Origin of the sequence: Kitasatospora sp. NPDC002965, from assembly GCF_040611255.1 — a bacterium.
In the GTDB taxonomy this organism is placed as follows: domain Bacteria; phylum Actinomycetota; class Actinomycetes; order Streptomycetales; family Streptomycetaceae; genus Kitasatospora.
This window is the reverse complement of record NZ_JBEXNT010000002.1, coordinates 146,449-167,317: the sequence shown is the minus strand read 5'-3', so window position 1 is coordinate 167,317 and position 20,869 is coordinate 146,449. Positions and strand designations below refer to the sequence as shown.

At 70.7% G+C, this 20,869-nt stretch carries 18 protein-coding genes; 9 read left to right on the top strand and 9 right to left on the bottom strand.

The features are described 5' to 3' along the window. Positions 1-109 precede the first annotated feature (109 nt). Both trxB and trxA read left to right on the top strand, forming a co-directional pair. Entirely contained in the window at positions 110-1,075 is a 966-nt protein-coding gene (trxB, locus tag ABZY91_RS01850; RefSeq protein ID WP_329884813.1) for a thioredoxin-disulfide reductase, read from the top strand. A gap of 149 nt (positions 1,076-1,224) precedes the next feature. Continuing rightward, entirely contained in the window at positions 1,225-1,551 is a 327-nt protein-coding gene (gene trxA, locus ABZY91_RS01845) for a thioredoxin (RefSeq protein ID WP_329884812.1), read from the top strand. Between the two features lie 138 nt (positions 1,552-1,689). Here the strand turns inward: trxA and ABZY91_RS01840 are convergent, their stop codons facing one another. The 9 genes from ABZY91_RS01840 to rpmH all read right to left on the bottom strand — a co-directional run bounded on the left by ABZY91_RS01840 (position 1,690) and on the right by rpmH (position 8,488). Next, positions 1,690-2,304: a GNAT family N-acetyltransferase gene (locus tag ABZY91_RS01840; protein ID WP_355399081.1), complete on the bottom strand. Its 615-nt coding sequence runs from the start codon at positions 2,302-2,304 to the stop codon at positions 1,690-1,692. A 121-nt stretch (positions 2,305-2,425) separates the two neighbouring features. Next, positions 2,426-3,529, bottom strand: coding sequence for a ParB/RepB/Spo0J family partition protein (locus tag ABZY91_RS01835; RefSeq protein WP_329948388.1), 1,104 nt, complete (start codon positions 3,527-3,529; stop codon positions 2,426-2,428). Further along, complete coding sequence (locus ABZY91_RS01830) at positions 3,526-4,515, bottom strand: ParA family protein (RefSeq protein WP_329884809.1); 990 nt, start codon at positions 4,513-4,515, stop codon at positions 3,526-3,528. The genes ABZY91_RS01835 and ABZY91_RS01830 overlap by 4 nt, the downstream gene beginning before the upstream one ends. Positions 4,516-4,753: 238 nt before the next feature. Beyond that, positions 4,754-5,596, bottom strand: coding sequence for a 16S rRNA (guanine(527)-N(7))-methyltransferase RsmG (rsmG, locus tag ABZY91_RS01825; protein ID WP_355399078.1), 843 nt, complete (start codon positions 5,594-5,596; stop codon positions 4,754-4,756). A gap of 178 nt (positions 5,597-5,774) precedes the next feature. After that, positions 5,775-6,305: a R3H domain-containing nucleic acid-binding protein gene (locus tag ABZY91_RS01820; protein ID WP_329884807.1), complete on the bottom strand. Its 531-nt coding sequence runs from the start codon at positions 6,303-6,305 to the stop codon at positions 5,775-5,777. A gap of 85 nt (positions 6,306-6,390) precedes the next feature. Beyond that, positions 6,391-7,539: a membrane protein insertase YidC gene (gene yidC, locus ABZY91_RS01815; protein ID WP_329884806.1), complete on the bottom strand. Its 1,149-nt coding sequence runs from the start codon at positions 7,537-7,539 to the stop codon at positions 6,391-6,393. Then, a complete protein-coding gene (gene yidD, locus ABZY91_RS01810; RefSeq protein ID WP_329884805.1) occupies positions 7,536-7,907 on the bottom strand; it encodes a membrane protein insertion efficiency factor YidD in 372 nt (123 codons plus the stop codon). Before yidD ends, yidC begins: the two co-directional genes overlap by 4 nt. Next, complete coding sequence (rnpA, locus tag ABZY91_RS01805) at positions 7,904-8,332, bottom strand: ribonuclease P protein component (RefSeq protein ID WP_329884804.1); 429 nt, start codon at positions 8,330-8,332, stop codon at positions 7,904-7,906. Before rnpA ends, yidD begins: the two co-directional genes overlap by 4 nt. Positions 8,333-8,350: 18 nt before the next feature. After that, positions 8,351-8,488: a 50S ribosomal protein L34 gene (gene rpmH, locus ABZY91_RS01800; protein WP_030392420.1), complete on the bottom strand. Its 138-nt coding sequence runs from the start codon at positions 8,486-8,488 to the stop codon at positions 8,351-8,353. A gap of 441 nt (positions 8,489-8,929) precedes the next feature. Between rpmH and dnaA the strand changes: the two genes are divergently transcribed. From dnaA to gyrA, 7 genes are all read left to right on the top strand, one after another. Next, the gene (gene dnaA / locus ABZY91_RS01795) at positions 8,930-10,828 is read left to right on the top strand and encodes a chromosomal replication initiator protein DnaA (protein ID WP_355399074.1); all 1,899 of its coding nucleotides are present in this window, start codon (positions 8,930-8,932) and stop codon (positions 10,826-10,828) included. A 984-nt stretch (positions 10,829-11,812) separates the two neighbouring features. After that, on the top strand, positions 11,813-12,943 hold the full coding sequence (gene dnaN, locus ABZY91_RS01790) for a DNA polymerase III subunit beta (RefSeq protein WP_329884802.1): 1,131 nt from the start codon (positions 11,813-11,815) through the stop codon (positions 12,941-12,943). A gap of 166 nt (positions 12,944-13,109) precedes the next feature. Continuing rightward, the gene (gene gnd, locus ABZY91_RS01785) at positions 13,110-13,985 is read left to right on the top strand and encodes a phosphogluconate dehydrogenase (NAD(+)-dependent, decarboxylating) (protein WP_329949605.1); all 876 of its coding nucleotides are present in this window, start codon (positions 13,110-13,112) and stop codon (positions 13,983-13,985) included. A 65-nt stretch (positions 13,986-14,050) separates the two neighbouring features. After that, a complete protein-coding gene (recF, locus tag ABZY91_RS01780; protein WP_329884800.1) occupies positions 14,051-15,184 on the top strand; it encodes a DNA replication/repair protein RecF in 1,134 nt (377 codons plus the stop codon). Between the two features lie 125 nt (positions 15,185-15,309). After that, a complete protein-coding gene (locus ABZY91_RS01775) occupies positions 15,310-15,849 on the top strand; it encodes a DciA family protein (protein WP_329884799.1) in 540 nt (179 codons plus the stop codon). A gap of 248 nt (positions 15,850-16,097) precedes the next feature. Then, positions 16,098-18,122: a DNA topoisomerase (ATP-hydrolyzing) subunit B gene (gyrB, locus tag ABZY91_RS01770; RefSeq protein ID WP_329884798.1), complete on the top strand. Its 2,025-nt coding sequence runs from the start codon at positions 16,098-16,100 to the stop codon at positions 18,120-18,122. Positions 18,123-18,178: 56 nt separating this feature from the next. Further along, the gene (gene gyrA / locus ABZY91_RS01765) at positions 18,179-20,791 is read left to right on the top strand and encodes a DNA gyrase subunit A (protein WP_329884797.1); all 2,613 of its coding nucleotides are present in this window, start codon (positions 18,179-18,181) and stop codon (positions 20,789-20,791) included. Positions 20,792-20,869 lie beyond the last annotated feature (78 nt).

The window sequence follows — 20,869 nt, the reverse complement described above, 5'->3', positions numbered from 1 at the left end:
ACTGATCCGCCTGGGAATGCGAGACACTGGTCAGTCGTTGTCCCGGGCGGCGGAGCAGGACCGCCCTCCCCGCAGCAAACGCGGGTCGCGATGCGAACCAGGAGATGCAGTGAGCGACGTCCGTAACGTGATCATCATCGGTTCCGGCCCGGCCGGCTACACGGCTGCGCTCTACACGGCCCGGGCTGCCCTCAAGCCCCTGGTCTTCGAGGGCGCCGTCACCGCCGGTGGTGCCCTGATGAACACCACCGAGGTCGAGAACTTCCCCGGCTTCCGGGACGGCATCATGGGCCCCGAGCTGATGGACAACATGCGGGCGCAGGCCGAGCGGTTCGGCGCCGAGCTGATCCCGGACGACATCGTCTCGGTCGACCTCACCGGCGACGTCAAGACCGTCACCGACTCCGAGGGCAACGTCCACAAGGCCCGCGCCGTGATCGTCACCACCGGTTCCCAGCACCGCAAGCTCGGTCTGCCGAACGAGGACAAGCTCTCCGGGCGCGGCGTGTCCTGGTGCGCCACCTGTGACGGCTTCTTCTTCCGCGACCAGGACATCGCGGTGGTCGGCGGCGGCGACACCGCGCTGGAGGAGGCGACCTTCCTCTCCCGCTTCGCCCGCAGCGTGAAGGTCATCCACCGCCGCGACAGCCTGCGCGCCTCCAAGGCGATGCAGGAGCGCGCCTTCGCCGACGAGAAGATCAGCTTCGAGTGGGACAGCGCGGTCGAGTCCATCCACGGCGACCCGAAGCTGACCGGCGTCACCCTGCGCGACACCACCACCGGCGAGACCCGGGAGCTGCCGGTCACCGGCCTCTTCATCGCGATCGGCCACGACCCGCGCACCGACCTCTTCAAGGGCCAGCTGGAGCTCGACGCCGAGGGCTACCTCAAGGTCGACGCCCCCTCCACCCGGACCAACGTCCCGGGCGTCTTCGCGGCCGGCGACGTCGTCGACCACACCTACCGCCAGGCGATCACCGCCTCCGGCACCGGCTGCTCCGCCGCGCTGGACGCCGAGCGCTACCTGGCGTCGCTGGCCGACCTGGAGACCCAGGCCGCCGCCGTCGCGGTCTGAGCCCCGCACACCGAACAGCCCTCGCGGGGGTGTTTCACGTGAAACACCCCCGCTTCCAGAAGCCCAGCTCAGGCCAGGCAGGAAACAGAACGGGCCCGCCCGTTGTTCTCCTGGCAGCAGCCCCCTCCGTTCGATCCCGAGGAGTTCCCGTGGCCGGCGCCACCACCACCGTCACCGACGCGACGTTCAAGGCCGATGTCCTGGACAGCGACAAGCCCGTCCTGGTCGACTTCTGGGCCACCTGGTGCGGCCCGTGCCGCCAGGTCGCCCCGATCCTCGACGAGATCGCCGCAGAGAACGCCGACAAGCTGACCATCGCCAAGCTCGATGTCGACGCCAACCAGGAGACCGCCGCACAGTACGGCGTCATCTCGATCCCGACCCTGATCCTCTACAAGGGCGGCGAGCCGGTGAAGCAGATCACCGGTGCCCGTCCGAAGGCCGCGCTGCTGCGGGAGCTGGACGGCCTCATCTAGGTCCCGCTCCACCGGACGCCACGAGGGCGGGGTTCCCCCACGGAGGGGAGCCCCGCCCTCGTCGTGTCCCTGCGCCGTCCGCCCGCTCCCGCACGAGAGACGCCTCCGGGCCGCCGTACCGGCGCGTCGCCGTGCCGCTCAGAACGGCCGAAGCGCAGGCTCCTTCCGCCCGCCCAGCAGCCGCTCCAGCGCGCCCTCGACGTCCCCCCGCCAGGAGAGCGTGGCCCGCGCCTCCAGCCGCAGCCGCGGGTACCGGAAGTGCGGCCGGACGGTCTTGAAGCCCACCGCCAGCAGGTGCTCGGCCGGCAGCACGCAGCTGACCGGCTGCCGCCCCACCGCGCCGAACGCCTCGATCGCCCGGAACCCCCGCCCCAGCAGGTCCTTGGCCACCGTCTGCACCAGCACCCGCCCGATTCCCTGCCGCTGGTAGCCCGGCAGCACACGGCTGACCATCAGCTGGACGGCGTCCGAGGAGACCGGGCTGGTCGGGAAGGACTGCGAGCGCGGGACGTAGGCGGGCGGGGCGTAGAGCACGAACCCGGCGGGCTGGTCGTCCACGTAGACGATCCGGCCGCAGGAGCCCCACTCCAGCAGGACGGCGGAGATCCACCCCTCCTTCTCCAGCTCCGGCTTGCCGGACTCGACCGCCGCCCGCCCACTGACCGGGTCCAGCTCCCAGAACACGCAGGACCGGCAGGTCGTCGGCAGGTCCCCGAGGTTGTCCAGTGTCAGCGGAACGATCCGGCGTCCCATGCCCCGCACCTCCTCGTCCACTCCACAGTCGAGCATTCCCCCGAACGCCGATGGGTGCATGTTTCACGTGAAACAGCGCTCACGTGAACCATGCACCCATCGTGTGCCGCTTCGGTGCGGCTCAGCCCTGCGAGAGTCGCAAGCCGTCCTCGCCCGGTGCCAGGCTGTCCAGGATCCGGTTCAGGTCCTCCACCGAGCCGAACTCCAGGACGACCTTGCCCTTGCCCAGCTTGCCACCGCGCTGCGAGACCTCGACCTTGACCCGGGTGTCGAACCGGTCGGAGAGCCGGCTCGCCAGGTCGTTGAAGGCCGGTGAGAGCAGCTTGCCCGCCTTGGGCCCGGCCGAGCGCTTGGGCCTCGGCTCCTGCCCGCTCATCAGCACGACGAGTTCCTCGGTGGTCCGCACCGAGAGCCCCTCCGCGATGATCCGCCTGGCCAGCTCCTCCTGCTGCTCGGGGTCCGCCACGCCGAGCAGCGCGCGGGCGTGCCCGGCCGTCAGCGTCCCGGCCGCCACCCTCCGCTGGACTCCCGGCGAGAGCTTCAGCAGCCGCAGCGTGTTGGAGACGTGCGAGCGCGAGCGACCGATCCGGTCCGCCAGCTCGTCGTGGGTGCAGGAGAAGTCCCGCAGCAGCTGGTCGTAGGCCGCGGCCTCCTCCAGCGCGTTCAGCTCCGCCCGGTGGAGGTTCTCCAGCAGCGCGTCCAGCAGCAGCTTGTCGTCCTCGGTGGCCCGGACGATCGCCGGGATCAGCTCCAGCCCGGCCTCCCGGGAGGCCCGCCAGCGCCGCTCGCCCATGATGAGCTCGAAGCGCTCGGGCGACACCTGCCGCACCACGACCGGCTGGAGCAGGCCCACCTCCTTGATGGAGGTGATCAGCTCGGCCAGCTTGTCCTCGTCGAAGACCTCGCGCGGCTGGCGCGGGTTGCGGGTGATCGCGTCCAGCGGCAGCTCGGCGAAGTAGGCGCCGACCGGCTGGGCCGGCCCGGCAGCGGCGTCGGCGCGCTCCCCGTCGGCCAGCTCGCGCCGGCTCTCCACCGCCGCCTTGGCCGCCACCGTGCCACGGCTGGTCGGCAGGACCGGCACCGCGGCCGGCGCGGCGGCCCCGGGGGCCGCCACCGGGGCCGGTGCGGGCGGGATCGCCCCGGGCTGCGCCGCCCCACCGTCCGCCGGCGCGGCGGTGCGGATCAGCGCCTCAAGCCCTCGTCCCAGACCCCTGCGACCACTCACCGATTGCCCTCCGTCGTGCCGTGCTGTGCCATCGGGGCATCCTGCCCCGGTCGGGTGTGCTGCTCGCGGTCCCGCTGCTGCCCCACCAACGAGCCGTTGCCCGCTGCGGACACCGCCCGCAGCGCGAGCTCCCGGGCCGCCTCCAGGTAGGAGAGCGCGCCGGTGGAGCCCGGATCGTAGGTGAGCACCGTCTGACCGTAGCTGGGCGCCTCCGAGACACGGACCGAGCGCGGGATGGCGGTGTGCAGCACCTCCTGCGGGAAGTGCGTCCGGACCTCCTCGGCCACCTGGGCGGCCAGCCTGGTCCGGGCGTCGTACATGGTGAGCAGGATGGTGGAGACGTGCAGCACCGGGTTGAGGTGCGCCCGGACCAGCTCGACGTTGCGCAGCAGCTGACCGAGGCCCTCCAGCGCGTAGTACTCGCACTGGATCGGGATCAGCACCTCCTGGCCGGCCACCATGGCGTTGACCGTCAGCAGGCCCAGCGAGGGCGGGCAGTCGATCAGGATGTAGTCCAGCGGCTGCTCGTACGCGGCGATGGCGCGCTGGAGCCGGCTCTCGCGGGCCACCAGCGAGACCAGCTCGATCTCCGCACCGGCGAGGTCGATGGTGGCGGGGACGCAGAACAGCCCCTCCACGTCGACCACCGGCTGCACCACGTCGGCCAGCGGCTTGCCCTCCACCAGGACGTCGTAGATCGACGGCACCTCGGCGTGGTGGTCGATGCCGAGCGCGGTGGAGGCGTTGCCCTGCGGGTCGAGGTCGACGACCAGGACGCGCAGGCCGTGCATGGCCAGTGCGGCGGCGAGGTTGACCGTGGTCGTGGTCTTGCCGACCCCGCCCTTCTGGTTGGCCACCACCATCACCCGGGTCGCGGCGGGCCTGGGCAGACCCTCCCCCGCCCGGCCGATGGCCTGGACCGCAGCCTGGGCAGCACGCGCGATGGGCGTGTCATCGATCTGGTCGATGGTCTCCGAGTCCTGCATGGGGGTCAGTGTTTCACGTGAAACCGGAGCGGCAACAGTCGCCGCCCGGCTGCGAGAGAGGATTCCCGAGAGGAGAGAGCGACGTTTCACGTGAAACACCATGCCCGCAATGTCGGATTTCTGACGGTGCGACACTCCGGTGTTCCGGCAGTCTCCTGTCGGCCGCCCGGTCGTCACCGGGAAGCCGAACGGGCGGGCGGCCGGTGGCCACCCGCCCGTGTCGAGCGTCACTCCGGGGTCAGCGGCCCCGGCGCCGACCGCCCCGGGGCCGCTCACCGGTACGCGCCGCACCGGCGCCGGCACGGCCGGCCCTGGCCGCCGCCTTGGCCCGACGGGTCGCCGCCCGCACGCCACCGGGGCTCTCCCCCGCCTTGACCTGGACCACCCGGGTCGAGGTCTCCAGGGTGCCCTCACCGACCGAGATCACCGACCACTCGACCGCGCCCAGCTTGGCCAGGCCGGCCCGCGAGTCCGCCAGCTCCTGCTCGGCGCTGTCGCCCTTGAGCGCCAGCATCTGGCCGTGCGGGCGGAGCAGCGGCAGGCCCCAGCCCGCCAGCCGCTCCAGCGGAGCGACCGCCCGGGCGGTCACCACGTCCACCGCGAGCTTGCCGACCATCTCCTCGGCCCTGCCGCGCAGCACCGTGACGTTCTCCAGGCCCAGCTCGCGGACGACCTCCTCCAGGAAGGTGGTCCGGCGCAGCAGCGGCTCCAGCAGCGTCACCGAGACGTCCGGACGGGCGAGCGCCACCGGGATGCCCGGCAGGCCGGCGCCGGAGCCGACGTCGCAGAGCGTCGTCCCGCCCGGCAGCAGCTCGGCGAGGACGGCGCAGTTCAGTACGTGGCGGTCCCAGAGCCGGGGCACCTCCCGCGGGCCGATCAGCCCACGGGTGACGCCCGCACTGGCCAGCAGCTCGGTGTAGCGGACCGCGGCGTCGTACCGCTCGCCGAAGACCTCCCGGGCCACGGCCGGCGGCGCGGGCGGCGCCGCGGGGGCCGGACGATCCCCGGCGGCCGTGCCCTCGGCACCCGGCACTCCGGCACCCGTCTCCGGCCCGCCGGCAGCCGCGCTCTCCGTGTCCATCTCGACCTCTCCGCTCCCCGGATCCACCGACCCGCTCTCCGCACACCGTTTCACGTGAAACATCTTCCGCCGGGCCAACGCCCCGCGAAGGGACGACGACCCCGTCCGCGCACGGCGGACGGGGTCGAGTCCTCTGAAGCGTGCCGGCCGCCGAGGCGGCCGGTCGTCGACCTGCCGGTCAGACCGGCAGCACGACCACGCACCGCTGGGGCTCCTCGCCCTCGGACTCGCTGCGCAGACCTGCCGCGGCGACCGCGTCGTGGACGACCTTGCGCTCGAACGGCGTCATGGGGCGCAGCTTGACCTGCTCCCCCGAGCCCTTCACCTGCTCCGCGGCCTTGGCCCCGAGCTCGGCCAGTTCCTCGCGCTTGCGGGCCCGGAACCCGGCAATGTCCAGCATCAGGCGGCTGCGCTCGCCGGTCTCCCGGTGGACGGCCAACCGGGTCAGCTCCTGCAGTGCCTCCAGCACCTCGCCGTCCTGGCCGACCAGACGCTGCAGGGAACGGTCGTTGCCTTCGCCGACGATGGAGACCAGGGCGCGATCGCCCTCGACGTCCATGTCGATGTCACCGTCGAGGTCGGCGATGTCGAGCAGACCCTCCAGGTAGTCCGCCGCGATGTCGCCCTCCTGCTCCAGCCGGGCGACGACGTTCTCGTCGGTGCTGGCGACGGCCTCGGCCTCGACGGCGGAGGTGGTGCCTTCCGTCACTGATGGACTCCTTCGGAGATGGGCCCGGGTGGTGGGCCGGTAACGAGGTTCGGGGGGCCGCTGGAACAGGCCGGGGCCGGACGGGTCAGGACTTCTTCTTCGGCCGCTGCCCGCCGCCGCCGCGCTTCGGCTGCTGCCGGGCGGGGCCCGACCTGGCGCCGGCGGGCCGGGCCGCGGTCTGCTTGGCAGCGGCCGGCGGCGTGTCCGCCGGGGCGGCGTCCGAGGGCTCCTGCGCCGGCGTCTCCGCGGGGGCGTCCTTGGTGAGGCTGGTCGTCGGGGCACCGTGCTGGCGCTGCGACTTGGTCTGCTTCCGCGGCTGCTGGCGGCGTACCTGCACCGACTCCTCGACCACGGCGTCGGCGGTCGCGGCGGACTTCTTGGCCGGCAGGAGGCCCCACAGCGGACCGGTGATGACCGAGCCGTCCGGGTTCAGCCGGCCCGCCTTCTTGAGGCGGTCCTGGCGCTCGTCCCAGGCCTTGCTGCCCGGCGTCGGGTTGTTCCGGATGACGATCAGCTGCTGGCCCATCGACCAGACGTTGGTGGTCAGCCAGTAGACGAGCACACCGACGGGGAAGTTGATGCCCATCACGGCGAACATGATCGGGAAGACGTACATCAGCATCTTCTGCTGCTGCATGAACGGCGTCTTGACCGTGAGGTCCATGTTCTTCGTCATCAGCTGGCGCTGGGTGACGAACTGCGACAGCGACATCAGGATGATCATCACTGCGACGACGATCTTGACGCTGACCTCGGGGCTGCCCACGAAGGTGGCCGAGAGCGGGGCACCGAAGATGTGGGCCTGCTGGGCGCTGTCGAGCAGCGTGCCGTCGATGACGCCGATCGGCTTGCCGTCGGCGACCTTGGCGAGCACGCCGTAGAGCGCGGTGAAGAACGGCGCCTGCACGAGGATGGGAAGGCAGCTGGAGAACGGGTTGGTACCCGCCTCCTTGTACAGCTTCATCATCTCTTCGGACTGGCGCTGGCGGTCGTTCTTGTACCGCTCCTGGATGGCCTTCATCTTCGGCTGGATCGCCTGCATGGCCCGGGTCGCCTTGATCTGCTTCACGAAGAGAGGGATCAGGCAGATCCGGATGACGACCACCATCGAGGCGATGGCCAGACCCCAGGCCCAGCCACCGTTCGGATCGAAAACGTGGCTGTACAGCGAGTGGAACTGGACGATGATCCAGGACACCGCTGTGTACAGGGGGTTGAGGAAGGAGAAGGTCACCGGTCAGGCTCCTTGGACATTGGGATTGGCCCCACGGGGCCAATGGTCGCCGGGCCCTCTGGGTCCGGACCGGCGGGGGGCATGATCACCGGCTGGTCTGCGGCGGACCGGCTCTTCAGCAGGTCGCGCAACCGGCGGTGCCATACCGGGTGCCTGCGCGGCGGAACATGGTCGACCCCACCGGGCGTCCACGGATTGCAACGCAGGATGCGCCACGCGGTCAGGCCGCCGCCCTTCACCGCCCCGTGCACCTTCACGGCCTCGTAGCCGTAGTGCGAGCAGGAGGGGTAGTAGCGGCAGACCGGACCGAGCAGTGGGCTGATGGTCCACTGGTAGACCCTGATCAAACCCATCAGCAGGTACTTCATCGCCCTGCTCCCGTCGGCGCCGCAACGGCGTGCTCGGCCTTGAGCAGCCGTTTGAGCGCCGCGTCCAGGTCGCGTTCGAGCTCCTGGTACGAGGCGGACGCGGCTTGGGGCAGCGCACGCACCACTATCAGGCTACCGGCGGGCAGCCGGGACAGACGATCACGCACAAGGTGGCGCAGCCGGCGCTTGACCAGGTTGCGGATGACCGCCGGGCCAACGGCCTTGCTCACGACGAAACCCGCACGCGCCGAAGGGGTCCCCTCGGCGACGTGCGGGTGGGAGTCGCTGGCCCGGTCGGTCCGGCCCCCCTGGGCGTCCTCTCTGGCGAGATGGACGACCAGTAGGGGCCTACCGGCCCGGCGACCGCGTTTGACTGCGGTCGCGAAGTCCTGGCGCCGCCGCAGCCGATTCTCGGAGGGCAGCACAACAGACTCTGGTGCGGATCAGGCGGACAGGCTGGTGCGGCCCTTGCCACGGCGGGCAGCCAGGATGGCGCGGCCGGCGCGGGTACGCATACGCAGCCGGAAGCCGTGGGTCTTGGCGCGACGACGGTTGTTCGGCTGGAAGGTGCGCTTGCTCACTCGGGGGCTCCTGAGGTGAATCGTAGGATGACGGGTAGATCGCTTGGCCGTCACCGTGCGTCCGCGTGATCTCCCCTGATTCGGAAATCCGGCCCATCACCCCAGTTCGGCTGGGGTTCTGGGCAATCCACGGCGCCCGTGCTGCGCGCCTTATGGAGCGGGTGGACCCGCGGACATGCGGCAGCGGCCATCGACAACTCGACCTGGTTACGGTACGCGGGACGGGGCACGAGGGTCAAACCAGCCGCTTGTCCGCGCCCCTCCCGGGGCGTCCGCCCCGCCCTTTGCCCACAGCCTGTGGACAACGACTTGATCCGGCTCTGTTCGCTGACTACCGTTGCAGGACTTGTCTGGTTTGTTCTTCGGTAACGGACCACGATCCACAGATCCTTGATCCACCACCCCTGCTGGAGCCGCGGGGAACCGAGAAAGCGTGCACCAGTGGCTGATGTCAACAGCGACCTCGTCCCTGTCTGGGCAAGGGTCGTCGAGCGGCTGGTCGGCGACCCGGACGTCGGGGAGATGGACAAGCAGTGGGTGCAGCGCACCCAACCGATGTGGATGATGCACGACACCGCCCTGCTGGCGACCCCCAACGAGCGGGCCAAGCAGGTGCTGGAGGGTCGGCTGCTCCCGCAGCTGACCGAGGCCCTCAGCCGCGAGCTCAGCCGTCCGGTCCGGATCGCCGTGATGGTCGACGCCAACGCCGTGGCCCCCTTCCCCGTGCCGGCCGAGCCGCCGGCCTCCGAGCCGTACCCCCCGCAGACCGGCGGCGCCGACTACGGACGGCCCGCGTACGAGCGCCCCTACGAGTCGGACCACGGCCGGGACCAGTACGGCCACGACCAGTACGGCGGCGGCTACCCCGAGCACCCGGCGCCCTCGTACGGCGGCGGGGCCGGGGGCGGGTACGGCGTGCCGTCCCGGCAGCAGGACTGGGACGAGGACCAGGGGCGCTCCGGCTACCCCGAGCCGTCCCCGGAGTACCGCGAGGACTACCGGGACGACTACCGCCAGGCGGAGTCCCAGCGCCCCTCGGCCCGCCCCGCCGTGCCCGGGCCGCCCTCGACCACGCAGGGCGACCTGTTCGGCGGCGCGTACGGCCCCGGCCCCGGCGAGCACCCGCGGACCGGCTCCGGCCGCCGCGCCCCCACGGGCCGGCCGCCCGGCGGACGCTCGGCGGAGAAGGCCCCGACCGACCGCGGCGCCGACCGGGGCGCCGAGCGCGCCACCGACCGCCAGGCGGTGCCCGGGGTGCCGGCCCCGCCCGGCGGTCCCCCGGCAGGCGGCTCCCGCAAGGACGAGCCGGCCGCCCGGCTGAACCCCAAGTACCTCTTCGACACCTTCGTCATCGGCGCGAGCAACCGGTTCGCGCACGCGGCCGCGGTGGCCGTCGCCGAGGCTCCGGCCAAGGCGTACAACCCGCTCTTCATCTACGGCGAGTCCGGACTGGGCAAGACCCACCTGCTGCACGCCATCGGGCACTACTCCCGCAGCCTCTTCCCGGGCACCCGGGTGCGCTACGTGTCCTCGGAGGAGTTCACCAACGAGTTCATCAACTCGATCCGGGACGGCAAGGCGGACACCTTCCGCAAGCGGTACCGGGACATGGACATCCTGCTCGTGGACGACGTGCAGTTCCTGGCGAGCAAGGAGTCCACGCAGGAGGAGTTCTTCCACACCTTCAACACCCTGCACAACGCCAACAAGCAGATCGTCCTCTCCTCCGACCGGCCGCCCAAGTTGCTGACCACGCTGGAGGACCGGCTCCGCAACCGCTTCGAGTGGGGGCTGATCACCGACGTCACCCCGCCGGAGCTGGAGACCCGCATCGCGATCCTGCGCAAGAAGGCGATCCAGGAGCAACTGAACGCCCCCGCAGACGTGTTGGAGTTCATCGCGTCCCGGATCACCCGGAACATCCGGGAGTTGGAGGGCGCGCTGATCCGGGTCACCGCCTTCGCCAACCTCAACCGGGCGCCGGTCGACCTGGAGCTGGCCGGCATCGTCCTCAAGGACCTGATCCCGGGCGGCGACGAGGACGCGGGGCCGGAGATCACCGCGCAGGTCATCATGCAGCAGACCGCCGCCTACTTCGGGCTGGGTGTGGACGACCTCTGCGGATCCTCCCGCAGCCGCGTACTGGTGACGGCCCGTCAGATCGCGATGTACCTGTGCCGGGAGCTCACCGACCTCTCGCTGCCGAAGATCGGCGCGCAGTTCGGCGGTCGCGACCACACCACGGTGATGCACGCCGACCGCAAGATCCGGTCGCTGATGGCCGAGCGGCGCTCGATCTACAACCAGGTCACCGAACTCACCAACCGCATCAAGAGCTAGCCGGAGCCGCCGCACGGGCCCGTCCGCCGGGGCGGGCCGTCAGGTGGCAGCGACGGCCGCAGGTGGCCGGAAAAGGGCGTCAGGAGCGATCCTGACGCCCTTTCGGCATGTTCGAGGTGTGCGCGGGCCTCCGACGGGGCAGGCATGTCCTGCGACGGATGCACCGCCAGTCCACAGCCCGCGCCGAACATCTGACCAGGGATTCGAACACCCCGGGCGCGCAGGGCCGGAATCCACAGGCCGGACCGGGTTCCCGTCGTCCACAGGCCCGGGAGCCGTGAGTTATCCAGAATTCCTCCACAGGCCCGCCGCCGCTACGCTCTTCCGCGCAGGTCAGGTGCCTGTGGACTTGTGCACAACCGTTGTCCACAGCCTGTGGACAATTGTCGGCCCGTCAGTAGGCCATCCGGGTTGTCCACCGGTTGTCCCCAGGAGAGCCCCGGTTATCCCCAGGTTGTCCACAGGCGTGTCCACAGTTCGACAACCTTCCGCAGCCGTTCACGCCCAGGTGTGAAAGGCGTCACGAAATGTTGACCGGGGCCCGTGGATAACCGGGCCCGGATCTGGGGACGGAGCTGGGGATAACCTGTGGATACTCAGCGTGCCCTGTGGGTAACGCTCCGCCGTCCACAGCGGGGCCTGCTCGTCCACAGGCCCGGTCCACACCCCCTGTGGACAAAAAACCTGGTCTGACCTGCGCAAACAGGGTTATCCACGGTTTCCACAGGCCCTACTACTACCACTACACCTATAGACCGTTCGATGAGCTCAAAAGTGGGTGGGGCCGAAATCTGTGGACAACCGCTCACCGACATCCGTTCGACTTGCTTCCGCCCGTCTGCCCCGTCTGTCGGTGGAGTACGTCAGACTGTCCTCGGCGACTGGACACGGAGCGGCAGAGCTCGGCGGCCAGGCGGACCGAAGACCAAGATCAGAAGAACCAGACGTGCGAGCGGGAGCGCTCGATCCAGGAGGCGGTTACCGGTGAAGTTCCGGGTGGAGCGTGACGTCCTCGCGGAGGCGGTGGCCTGGGCGGCCCGCAGCCTCCCGGCACGGCCGCCGGTGCCGGTGCTGGCGGGCCTGCTGCTGACGGCACAGGACGGCAGCCTGGCCCTGTCCGGCTTCGACTACGAGGTCTCGGCCCGGGTCGGGCTGGAGGCCGACATCGAGGAGGCCGGCACCGTGCTGGTCTCCGGCCGGCTGCTGAACGACATCTCGCGGAACCTGCCCAACAGGCCCGTGGAGTTCTCCACCGACGGCCAGCGGGTCAGCGTGGTCTGCGGCAGCTCGCGGTTCACCCTCCCCACCCTCCCGGTGGACGAGTACCCCGCCCTGCCCCAGATGCCGACCGCGACCGGCACCGTCTCCGGCGACGTCTTCGCCTCCGCGGTCAGCCAGGCCGCCGTGGCCGCGGGCCGCGACGACACCCTGCCGGTGCTCACCGGTGTGCGGGTCGAGATCGAGGGCGACCGGATCACCCTGGCCGCCACCGACCGCTACCGCTTCGCCGTCCGCGAGCTGCTGTGGAAGCCCGAGCAGTCCGACATCTCCGCGGTCGCCCTGGTGCCGGCGAAGACCCTGCAGGACATCGCCAAGTCCCTGGGCAGCGGCGACACCGTCTCGATCGCCCTCTCCTCCGGCGGCGCCGGCGAGGGTCTGATCGGCTTCGAGGGTGCCGGCCGGCGGACCACGACCCGCCTGCTGGAAGGCGAGTTCCCGAAGTACCGCAGCCTCTTCCCGACCGAGTTCAACGCGATCGCGGCGATCCAGACGCAGCCCTTCCTTGAGGCGCTCAAGCGCGTCTCGCTGGTCGCCGAGCGCAACACCCCGGTCCGGCTGAACTTCGAGGAGGGCGTGCTCACGCTGGAGGCCGGCTCGGGCGACGACGCGCAGGCCACCGAGCGGATCGACGCCTCCCTGGAGGGCGACGCCATCTCGATCGCCTTCAACCCGGGCTACCTGGAGGAGGGCCTCAAGGCCATCGACTCCGCCTACGCCCAGCTGAGCTTCACCACCCCGACCAAGCCCGCGCTGCTCAGCGGCAAGGCCTCGGTGGACGCCGAGGCGGACGAGGCCTACCAGTACCTGATCATGCCGGTCCGCCTCTCCGGCTGACGCCGGCGGGCGCGGGGCCGTCACCCACAGCCCTGTGAACAAACCTGTGGAAGTCTCCCCCGGTCGGCCCGACCGCGGGGAGGCCTCTGCGCTTCAGCACGTAGGCTCGGGGAGGCGCGGCAACGGCGCCGCCCGCAGGGACGTCACCACAGGTAAGGATTAGGTCATGGAGCTCGGCCTCATCGGTCTCGGCAAGATGGGCGGCAACATGCGCGAGCGGATCCGCCGCGCCGGCCACACCGTCATCGGCTACGACCGCAACCCCGACATCTCCGACGTCGAGAGCCTTCAGGAGCTGGTCTCCAAGCTCCAGGCCCCGCGCGTCGTCTGGGTCATGGTCCCGGCGGGTGCCGCGACCCAGGCCACCGTGGACGAGCTGGCCGAGCTGCTCTCCCCCGGCGACGTGGTGGTGGACGGCGGGAACTCCCGCTGGACCGACGACGTCAAGCACGCCGAGGCGCTCGCCGCCAAGGAGATCGGCTTCGTCGACTGCGGCGTCTCCGGCGGCGTCTGGGGCCTGGAGAACGGCTACGCGCTGATGTACGGCGGCCAGGCCGAGCACGTCGCGAAGGTTCAGCCCGTCTTCGACGCGCTCAAGCCCGAGGGCGACTTCGGCTCCGTGCACGCGGGTGCGGTCGGCGCCGGCCACTTCGCCAAGATGGTCCACAACGGCATCGAGTACGCGATGATGCAGGCCTTCGCCGAGGGCTGGGAGCTGCTGGAGGCGGCCCCCGAGGTCACCGACGTCCGCGAGGTCTTCCGCAGCTGGCAGGAGGGCACCGTGATCCGCTCCTGGCTGCTGGACCTGGCCGTCCGCGCCCTCGACGACGACGAGCACCTGGCCAAGCTCAAGGGCTGGGCCGCCGACTCCGGCGAGGGCCGCTGGACCGTCGAGGCGGCGATCGACCACGCCGTGCCGCTGCCGGCCATCACCGCGTCGCTGTTCGCCCGCTTCGCCTCCCGCCAGGACGACTCGCCGCAGATGAAGATGATCGCCGCGCTGCGCAACCAGTTCGGCGGCCACGCGGTGGAGTCCAAGTAGTCCCGCAGTCCCCACCCGGGTGGTCCCACCGGGTTCTCCACAGAAGGCGAGCGCAGTCCACAGCCATGCACGTCGCGCATCTGTCGCTCGCCGACTTCCGTTCCTACGCCCGGGCCGAGGTCTCCCTCGACCCGGGCGTGACGGCGTTCGTGGGTCCCAACGGCCAGGGCAAGACCAACCTGGTCGAGGCGGTCGGCTACCTCGCCACCCTCGGCAGCCACCGCGTGGCCACCGACGCCCCGCTGATCAGGCTGGGCGCCGAGCGGGCGGTGGTGCGCGCCTCCGTGGTCGCCGGCACCCGCACCACCCTGGTCGAGCTGGAGATCACCCCCGGCAAGGCCAACCGGGCCCGGATCAACCGCTCGGACAACGTCCGGCCGCGCGACGTGCTGGGCCTGCTGCGCACCGTGCTCTTCGCCCCCGAGGACCTCGCGCTGGTGAAGGGCGACCCCGGCGAGCGACGGCGGTTCCTGGACGAGCTGCTGACCGCCCGCGCTCCCCGGCTGGCCGGCGTCCGGCAGGACTACGAGCGGGTGCTCAAGCAACGCAACGCCCTGCTGAAGACCGCCGCGATGGCCCGCCGGGCCGGCGGCGGCAAGGGCGCCGACCTCTCCACCCTGGAGGTCTGGGACGGTCACCTGGCCCGGTCCGGCGCCGAGCTGACCGCCTTCCGGATCCAGCTGGTGGCCGCCCTCCAGCCGCTGGTCACGGCCGCCTACGGGCAGCTGGCACCGGGTGGCGGCGAGACGGTCCTGGAGTACCGCAGCTCCTTCGAGGGCGAACTGCCCGGCAGCCGCGAGCAGGCCGAGGAACAGCTGCTCCAGGCCCTGCGGACGGTCCGCAAGCAGGAGGTCGAGCGGGGGATCACCCTGGTCGGCCCGCACCGCGACGAGCTGGTGCTCAGACTCGGTCCGCTGCCCGCCAAGGGCTACGCCAGCCACGGCGAGTCCTGGTCGTTCGCGCTGGCGCTCCGGCTGGCCTCGTACGAACTGCTGCGCGCCGACGGCGGTGAGCCCGTGCTCGTCCTGGACGACGTCTTCGCCGAGCTGGACGCCTCCCGCCGCGACCGGCTGGCCGAACTGGTGGCCGGCGGCGAGCAGGTGCTCGTCACCGCCGCCGTCGCCGAGGACGTGCCGAAGGCGCTGGCCGGGGTCCGGTTCTCGGTCGCCGACGGAGCGGTCCAGCGCGTCACCGGCTGAGCTCCGGCACCGTTTCCCCACCCGATCCCCCCACCCGCAGCGGTCGGGGGCGCCCCGAGGACCCCTCCCGCTCCCGTACGCTGGACGGCCGACCGTTGTCCACAGGCTGGGGATAGGAGATCGCCGTGAGCGAGCCGGCGCAGGACTCCCCGCAGCAGGGCGGCGCCGAGCTGACCGGCGCCGATCTGGCCCGGTCGGCGCTGCGGGCGGCCCGGGCGCAGGCCCGCCAGCGCGGCGAGCAGGTCCGCGAGAAGCGCGAGGCGAAGCGGCACGGTCTGCGCAGCGGGGCCCGCTCGGACGGCCGTGACCCGGTGCCGCTGGGGGCGGCGCTGAACCGGCTGCTGACCGAGCGCGGCTGGGAGTCCTCGGCGGCCGTCGGCGGCGTGATGGGCCGGTGGCCGCAGATCGTCGGCCCGGACATCGCCGCGCACTGCACCCCCACGTCCTACGACGACGAGGCCGCGGTTCTCACCGTGCAGTGCGACTCCACCGCATGGGCGACCCAACTCCGCTGGTTGGCAAGGCAGTTGGTGGCCCGTCTGAATCACGAGCTGGGTCACGGCACGGTCCGGACCATCAAGGTGCTGGGTCCGGCCGCCCCGGTCCGCGGTTACGGCCGGCTGCGCGCTCCGGGCAGCAAGGGGCCGGGCGACACCTGGGGCTGACCCCGGCCGGCCCGGGGCCGAGCGGACTCGGATCTTCCGGAACCCCTGACGGCCCTTCCAGGCGCTCTCAGCCCCCGGGGCGAGTATCGGGACATGTGCAGAGGGGATTCAGGGCGGCGTATCTGCCCTCAGAGGCTGCCAAACGCCCATCTCTGTCAGTCGTACCGGTAGACTGAGAGCCAAACACTGTTGCTAGTGGCAACCGAGTCGAAACGCCGTGGTCGCACGCCCGCCCGCACGGGGTGGGGATGCGGCCCGAGCTGTGCCAGAGAGGGCGCTTCGTGGCCGATTCCGGCAACCCCAGCCAGACCCCAGACCAGACCGACCAGGCTTCCTACACCGGCAGCAACATCCAGGTGCTGGAGGGCCTCGACGCCGTCCGCAAGCGTCCCGGCATGTACATCGGCTCGACCGGTGAGCGCGGCCTGCACCACCTGGTGCAGGAGGTCGTGGACAACTCCGTCGACGAGGCGATGGCCGGGTACGCGGACACCATCGACGTCATGCTCCTCGCCGACGGCGCGGTCCGGGTGGTCGACAACGGCCGGGGTATCCCGGTGGACATCGTCCCCGGGCAGGAGAAGCCGGCCGTCGAGGTCGTGCTCACCGTCCTGCACGCGGGCGGCAAGTTCGGCGGCGGCGGCTACGCGGTCTCCGGCGGTCTGCACGGCGTCGGCGTCTCCGTGGTGAACGCGCTCTCCACCCGGCTCGCGGTGGAGATCGACCGGGACGGCCACCGCTGGACCCAGGACTACAAGATGGGCGCCCCGACCGCGGCGCTGGTCAAGGGCGAGGCCACCGACCGGACCGGCACGACGGTCACCTTCTGGGCCGACCCGGACATCTTCGAGACCACGGTCTACTCCTTCGAGACGCTCTCCCGGCGCTTCCAGGAGATGGCGTTCCTCAACAAGGGCCTGACCATCTCGCTCACCGACGAGCGCCCCGAGCACGTCGACGAGGAGGGCAAGCCGCTCTCCGTCACCTACAAGTACGACGGCGGCATCGCCGACTTCGTCGCCCACCTCAACTCCCGCAAGGGCGACGTGATCCACCCCTCGGTGATCGACTTCGAGGCGGAGGACAAGGACAAGACGATCTCGGTGGAGATCGCCATGCAGTGGAACTCCTCGTACACCGAGGGGGTCTACTCCTTCGCCAACACCATCCACACCCACGGCGGCGGCACCCACGAGGAGGGCTTCCGCGCGGCGCTGACCGGTCTGGTCAACCGCTACGCGCGGGACAAGAAGCTGCTCCGGGAGAAGGACGACAACCTCTCCGGCGAGGACATCCGCGAGGGCCTGACCGCGATCATCTCGGTCAAGCTCGGCGAGCCGCAGTTCGAGGGCCAGACCAAGGACAAGCTGGGCAACACCGAGGCGAAGACCTTCGTCCAGAAGGTGGTCCACGAGCACCTCAACGACTGGCTGGACCGCAACCCCAACGAGGCTTCGGACATCATCCGCAAGTCCATCCAGGCCGCCACCGCGCGCGTCGCCGCCCGCAAGGCGCGCGACCTCACGCGCCGCAAGGGCCTGCTGGAGTCCGCCTCGCTGCCCGGCAAGCTGAGCGACTGCCAGTCCAAGGACCCGTCCGAGTGCGAGATCTTCATCGTCGAGGGTGACTCCGCCGGCGGCTCGGCCAAGCAGGGCCGCGACCCGCGGATCCAGGCCATCCTGCCGATCCGCGGCAAGATCCTGAACGTCGAGAAGGCCCGGATCGACAAGGTGCTGCAGAACACCGAGGTCCAGGCGCTGATCTCGGCCTTCGGCTGCGGCATCCAGGAGGACTACGACGAGTCCAAGCTCCGGTACCACAAGATCGTTCTGATGGCCGACGCCGACGTCGACGGGCAGCACATCCGGACGCTGCTGCTCACCCTGCTGTTCCGCTTCATGCGGCCGCTGGTCGAGTCCGGCTACGTGTACCTGGCGATGCCCCCGCTGTACAAGATCAAGTGGGGCAAGGACGACTTCGAGTACGTCTACTCCGACCGCGAGCGCGACGCCGTGATCGCGGCGGGCGTGGCCGCCGGCCGCCGCCTGCCGAAGGACGACGCGATCCAGCGGTTCAAGGGTCTCGGCGAGATGAACGCCGAGGAGCTCCGGATCACCACCATGGACCAGGCCCACCGCCTGCTCCTCCAGGTCACCCTGGAGGACGCCGCCCGCGCCGACGAGCTGTTCTCCGTCCTGATGGGCGAGGACGTCGAGGCCCGCCGCTCCTTCATCCAGCGCAACGCCAAGGACGTCCGCTTCCTGGACGTGTGACGCCTGCACCCAGGCCCCGCACACATCCAGTCCGCGTGAAAGGAAACTGACCACCAGTGGTCGACGACAACCGTCCCGAAGGCGAGCAGCCCGAGACCCCCGAGGTCGCCTCCGCGATCACCCTGCGGATCGAGCCGGTCGAGCTCGAGACCGAGATGCAGCGCTCGTACCTCGACTACGCGATGAGCGTCATCGTGAGCCGAGCGCTGCCCGAGGTGCGCGACGGCCTCAAGCCGGTGCACCGCCGCGTGCTCTACGCGATGTACGACGGCGGGTACCGCCCCGAGAAGGGCTACTACAAGTGCGCCCGCGTCGTCGGCGACGTCATGGGCAACTACCACCCGCACGGCGACACCTCGATCTACGACACCGTGGTCCGCCTGGCCCAGCCGTGGTCGCTGCGGATGCCGCTGGTGGACGGCAACGGCAACTTCGGCTCCCCGGGCAACGACCCGGCCGCGGCCATGCGCTACACCGAGTGCAAGATGATGCCGCTGGCCATGGAGATGATGCGCGACATCGACGAGGAGACCGTCGACTTCGCCTCCAACTACGACGGCCGCTCGCAGGAGCCGACCGTCCTGCCCGCGCGCATCCCCAACCTGCTGGTCAACGGTGCCACCGGCATCGCGGTCGGCATGGCCACCAACATCCCGCCGCACAACCTGCGCGAGGTGGCCTCCGGCGCACTCTGGGCGCTGGAGCACCCGGAGGCTTCCAACGAGGAGCTGCTGGAAGCGCTGATGGAGCGGATCAAGGGCCCGGACTTCCCGACCGGTGCCCTGATCGTCGGCCGCCGCGGGATCGAGGAGGCGCACCGCACCGGTCGCGGCTCGATCACCATGCGCGCCGTGGTCGAGGTCGAGGAGATCCAGGGCCGCCAGTGCCTGGTGATCACCGAGCTGCCCTACCAGGTCAACCCGGACAACCTCGCCCTGAAGATCGCCGACCTGGTCAAGGACGGCAGGGTCGCCGGCATCGCCGACGTCCGCGACGAGTCCTCCTCGCGCACCGGTCAGCGCCTGGTGGTCGTGCTCAAGCGCGACGCCGTCGCCAAGGTCGTGCTGAACAACCTCTACAAGCACACCGACCTGCAGACCAACTTCGGCGCCAACATGCTGGCCCTGGTCGACGGCGTGCCGCGCACGCTCTCGCTCGACGCCTTCATCCGGCACTGGGTCAACCACCAGGTCGAGGTCATCGTCCGGCGCACCACCTTCCGGCTGCGCAAGGCCGAGGAGCGCGCGCACATCCTGCGCGCCCTGCTCAAGGCCCTGGACATGATCGACGAGGTGATCGCGCTCATCCGCGCCTCGGAGAGCGCCGACGCCGCCCGCAGCGGTCTGATGGCCCTGCTCGACATCGACGAGCTCCAGGCCAACGCGATCCTGGAGATGCAGCTCCGCCGGCTGGCCGCCCTGGAGCGCCGCCGGATCATGGACGAGCACGACGAGCTGCAGCGCAAGATCGACGAGTACAACGCGATCCTGGCCTCGCCGACCCGTCAGCGCGAGATCATCTCGGAGGAGCTCACCGCGATCGTCGAGAAGTACGGCGACGAGCGGCGTTCGACCCTCATCCCGTCCGACGGCGACCTCTCCATCGAGGACCTCATCGCCGAGGAGGACATCGTCGTCACGATCACCCGTGGCGGCTACGTCAAGCGGACCCGCTCCGACCTCTACCGCTCGCAGAAGCGCGGCGGCAAGGGCGTCCGCGGTGCCCAGCTGAAGCAGGACGACCTCGTCGACCACTTCTTCGTGACGACGACCCACAACTGGATCCTGTTCTTCACCAACAAGGGCCGGGTCTACCGCGCCAAGGGCTACGAGCTGCCGGACGCCGGGCGCGACGCCCGCGGCCAGCACGTGGCCAACCTGCTGGCCTTCCAGCCGGACGAGCAGATCGCCCAGGTGATGGCCGTCCGGACCTACGAGGACAAGCCGTACCTGGTCCTCGCCACCCGGGCCGGCCTGGTGAAGAAGACGCTGCTGAAGGACTACGACTCCCCCCGCTCCGGCGGCCTGATCGCGATCAACCTGCGGCAGGACGAGGAGGGCCGGGACGACGAGCTGATCGGCGCCGAGCTGGTCTCCGCCGAGGACGACCTGCTGCTGGTCTCCAAGAAGGCCCAGTCGATCCGGTTCACCGCGACCGACGACGCGCTCCGGTCCACCGGGCGCGCCACGTCCGGCGTCAAGGGCATGGCCTTCCGCGAGGACGACGAACTGCTCTCGATGAACGTGGTCCGGCCGGGGACGTACGTCTTCACCGCCACCGACGGCGGGTACGCCAAGCGGACGGGCGTGGACGAGTACCGTGTCCAGGGACGTGGCGGCTACGGCACCAAGGCGGCGAAGATCGTCGAGGGCCGGGGCTCGCTGGTCGGCGCGCTGGTCGTCGACGAGAGCGACGAGATCATGGCGATCACACTGTCCGGTGGAGTGATCCGCACAAGGGTTTCCGAGGTTCGTGAAACCGGACGTGACACCATGGGCGTCCAACTGATCAACCTCGGAAAGCGCGACGCGGTGGTGGGCATGGCCCGCAACGCGGAAGCGGAGGCCGAGGACGATGAGTCGGCGGAGGACGAGGTGGCGGCCATCGAGTCCACCGAGGTGGCCGAAGGTACGGAGACGGCGCCGGGCGGGGAGACCGCCGAGGCCTGACCTCGTACCGTGTCGGCCGGTACCGACGCGCCCGTGAGACGGCGCGTGGGGACCGGCCGGCCGACCAGTACCGGGCAA

Coding starts and splice junctions, on each gene's coding strand:
- ABZY91_RS01830 (WP_329884809.1), bottom strand. CDS start 4,515: ATGCAGGACTCGGAGACCATCGACCAGATCGATGACACGCCCATCGCG.
- rsmG (WP_355399078.1), bottom strand. CDS start 5,596: ATGGACACGGAGAGCGCGGCTGCCGGCGGGCCGGAGACGGGTGCCGGA.
- ABZY91_RS01840 (WP_355399081.1), bottom strand. CDS start 2,304: ATGGGACGCCGGATCGTTCCGCTGACACTGGACAACCTCGGGGACCTG.
- gyrB (WP_329884798.1), top strand. CDS start 16,098: ATGCGGCCCGAGCTGTGCCAGAGAGGGCGCTTCGTGGCCGATTCCGGC.
- gnd (WP_329949605.1), top strand. CDS start 13,110: ATGGAGCTCGGCCTCATCGGTCTCGGCAAGATGGGCGGCAACATGCGC.
- recF (WP_329884800.1), top strand. CDS start 14,051: ATGCACGTCGCGCATCTGTCGCTCGCCGACTTCCGTTCCTACGCCCGG.
- yidD (WP_329884805.1), bottom strand. CDS start 7,907: ATGAAGTACCTGCTGATGGGTTTGATCAGGGTCTACCAGTGGACCATC.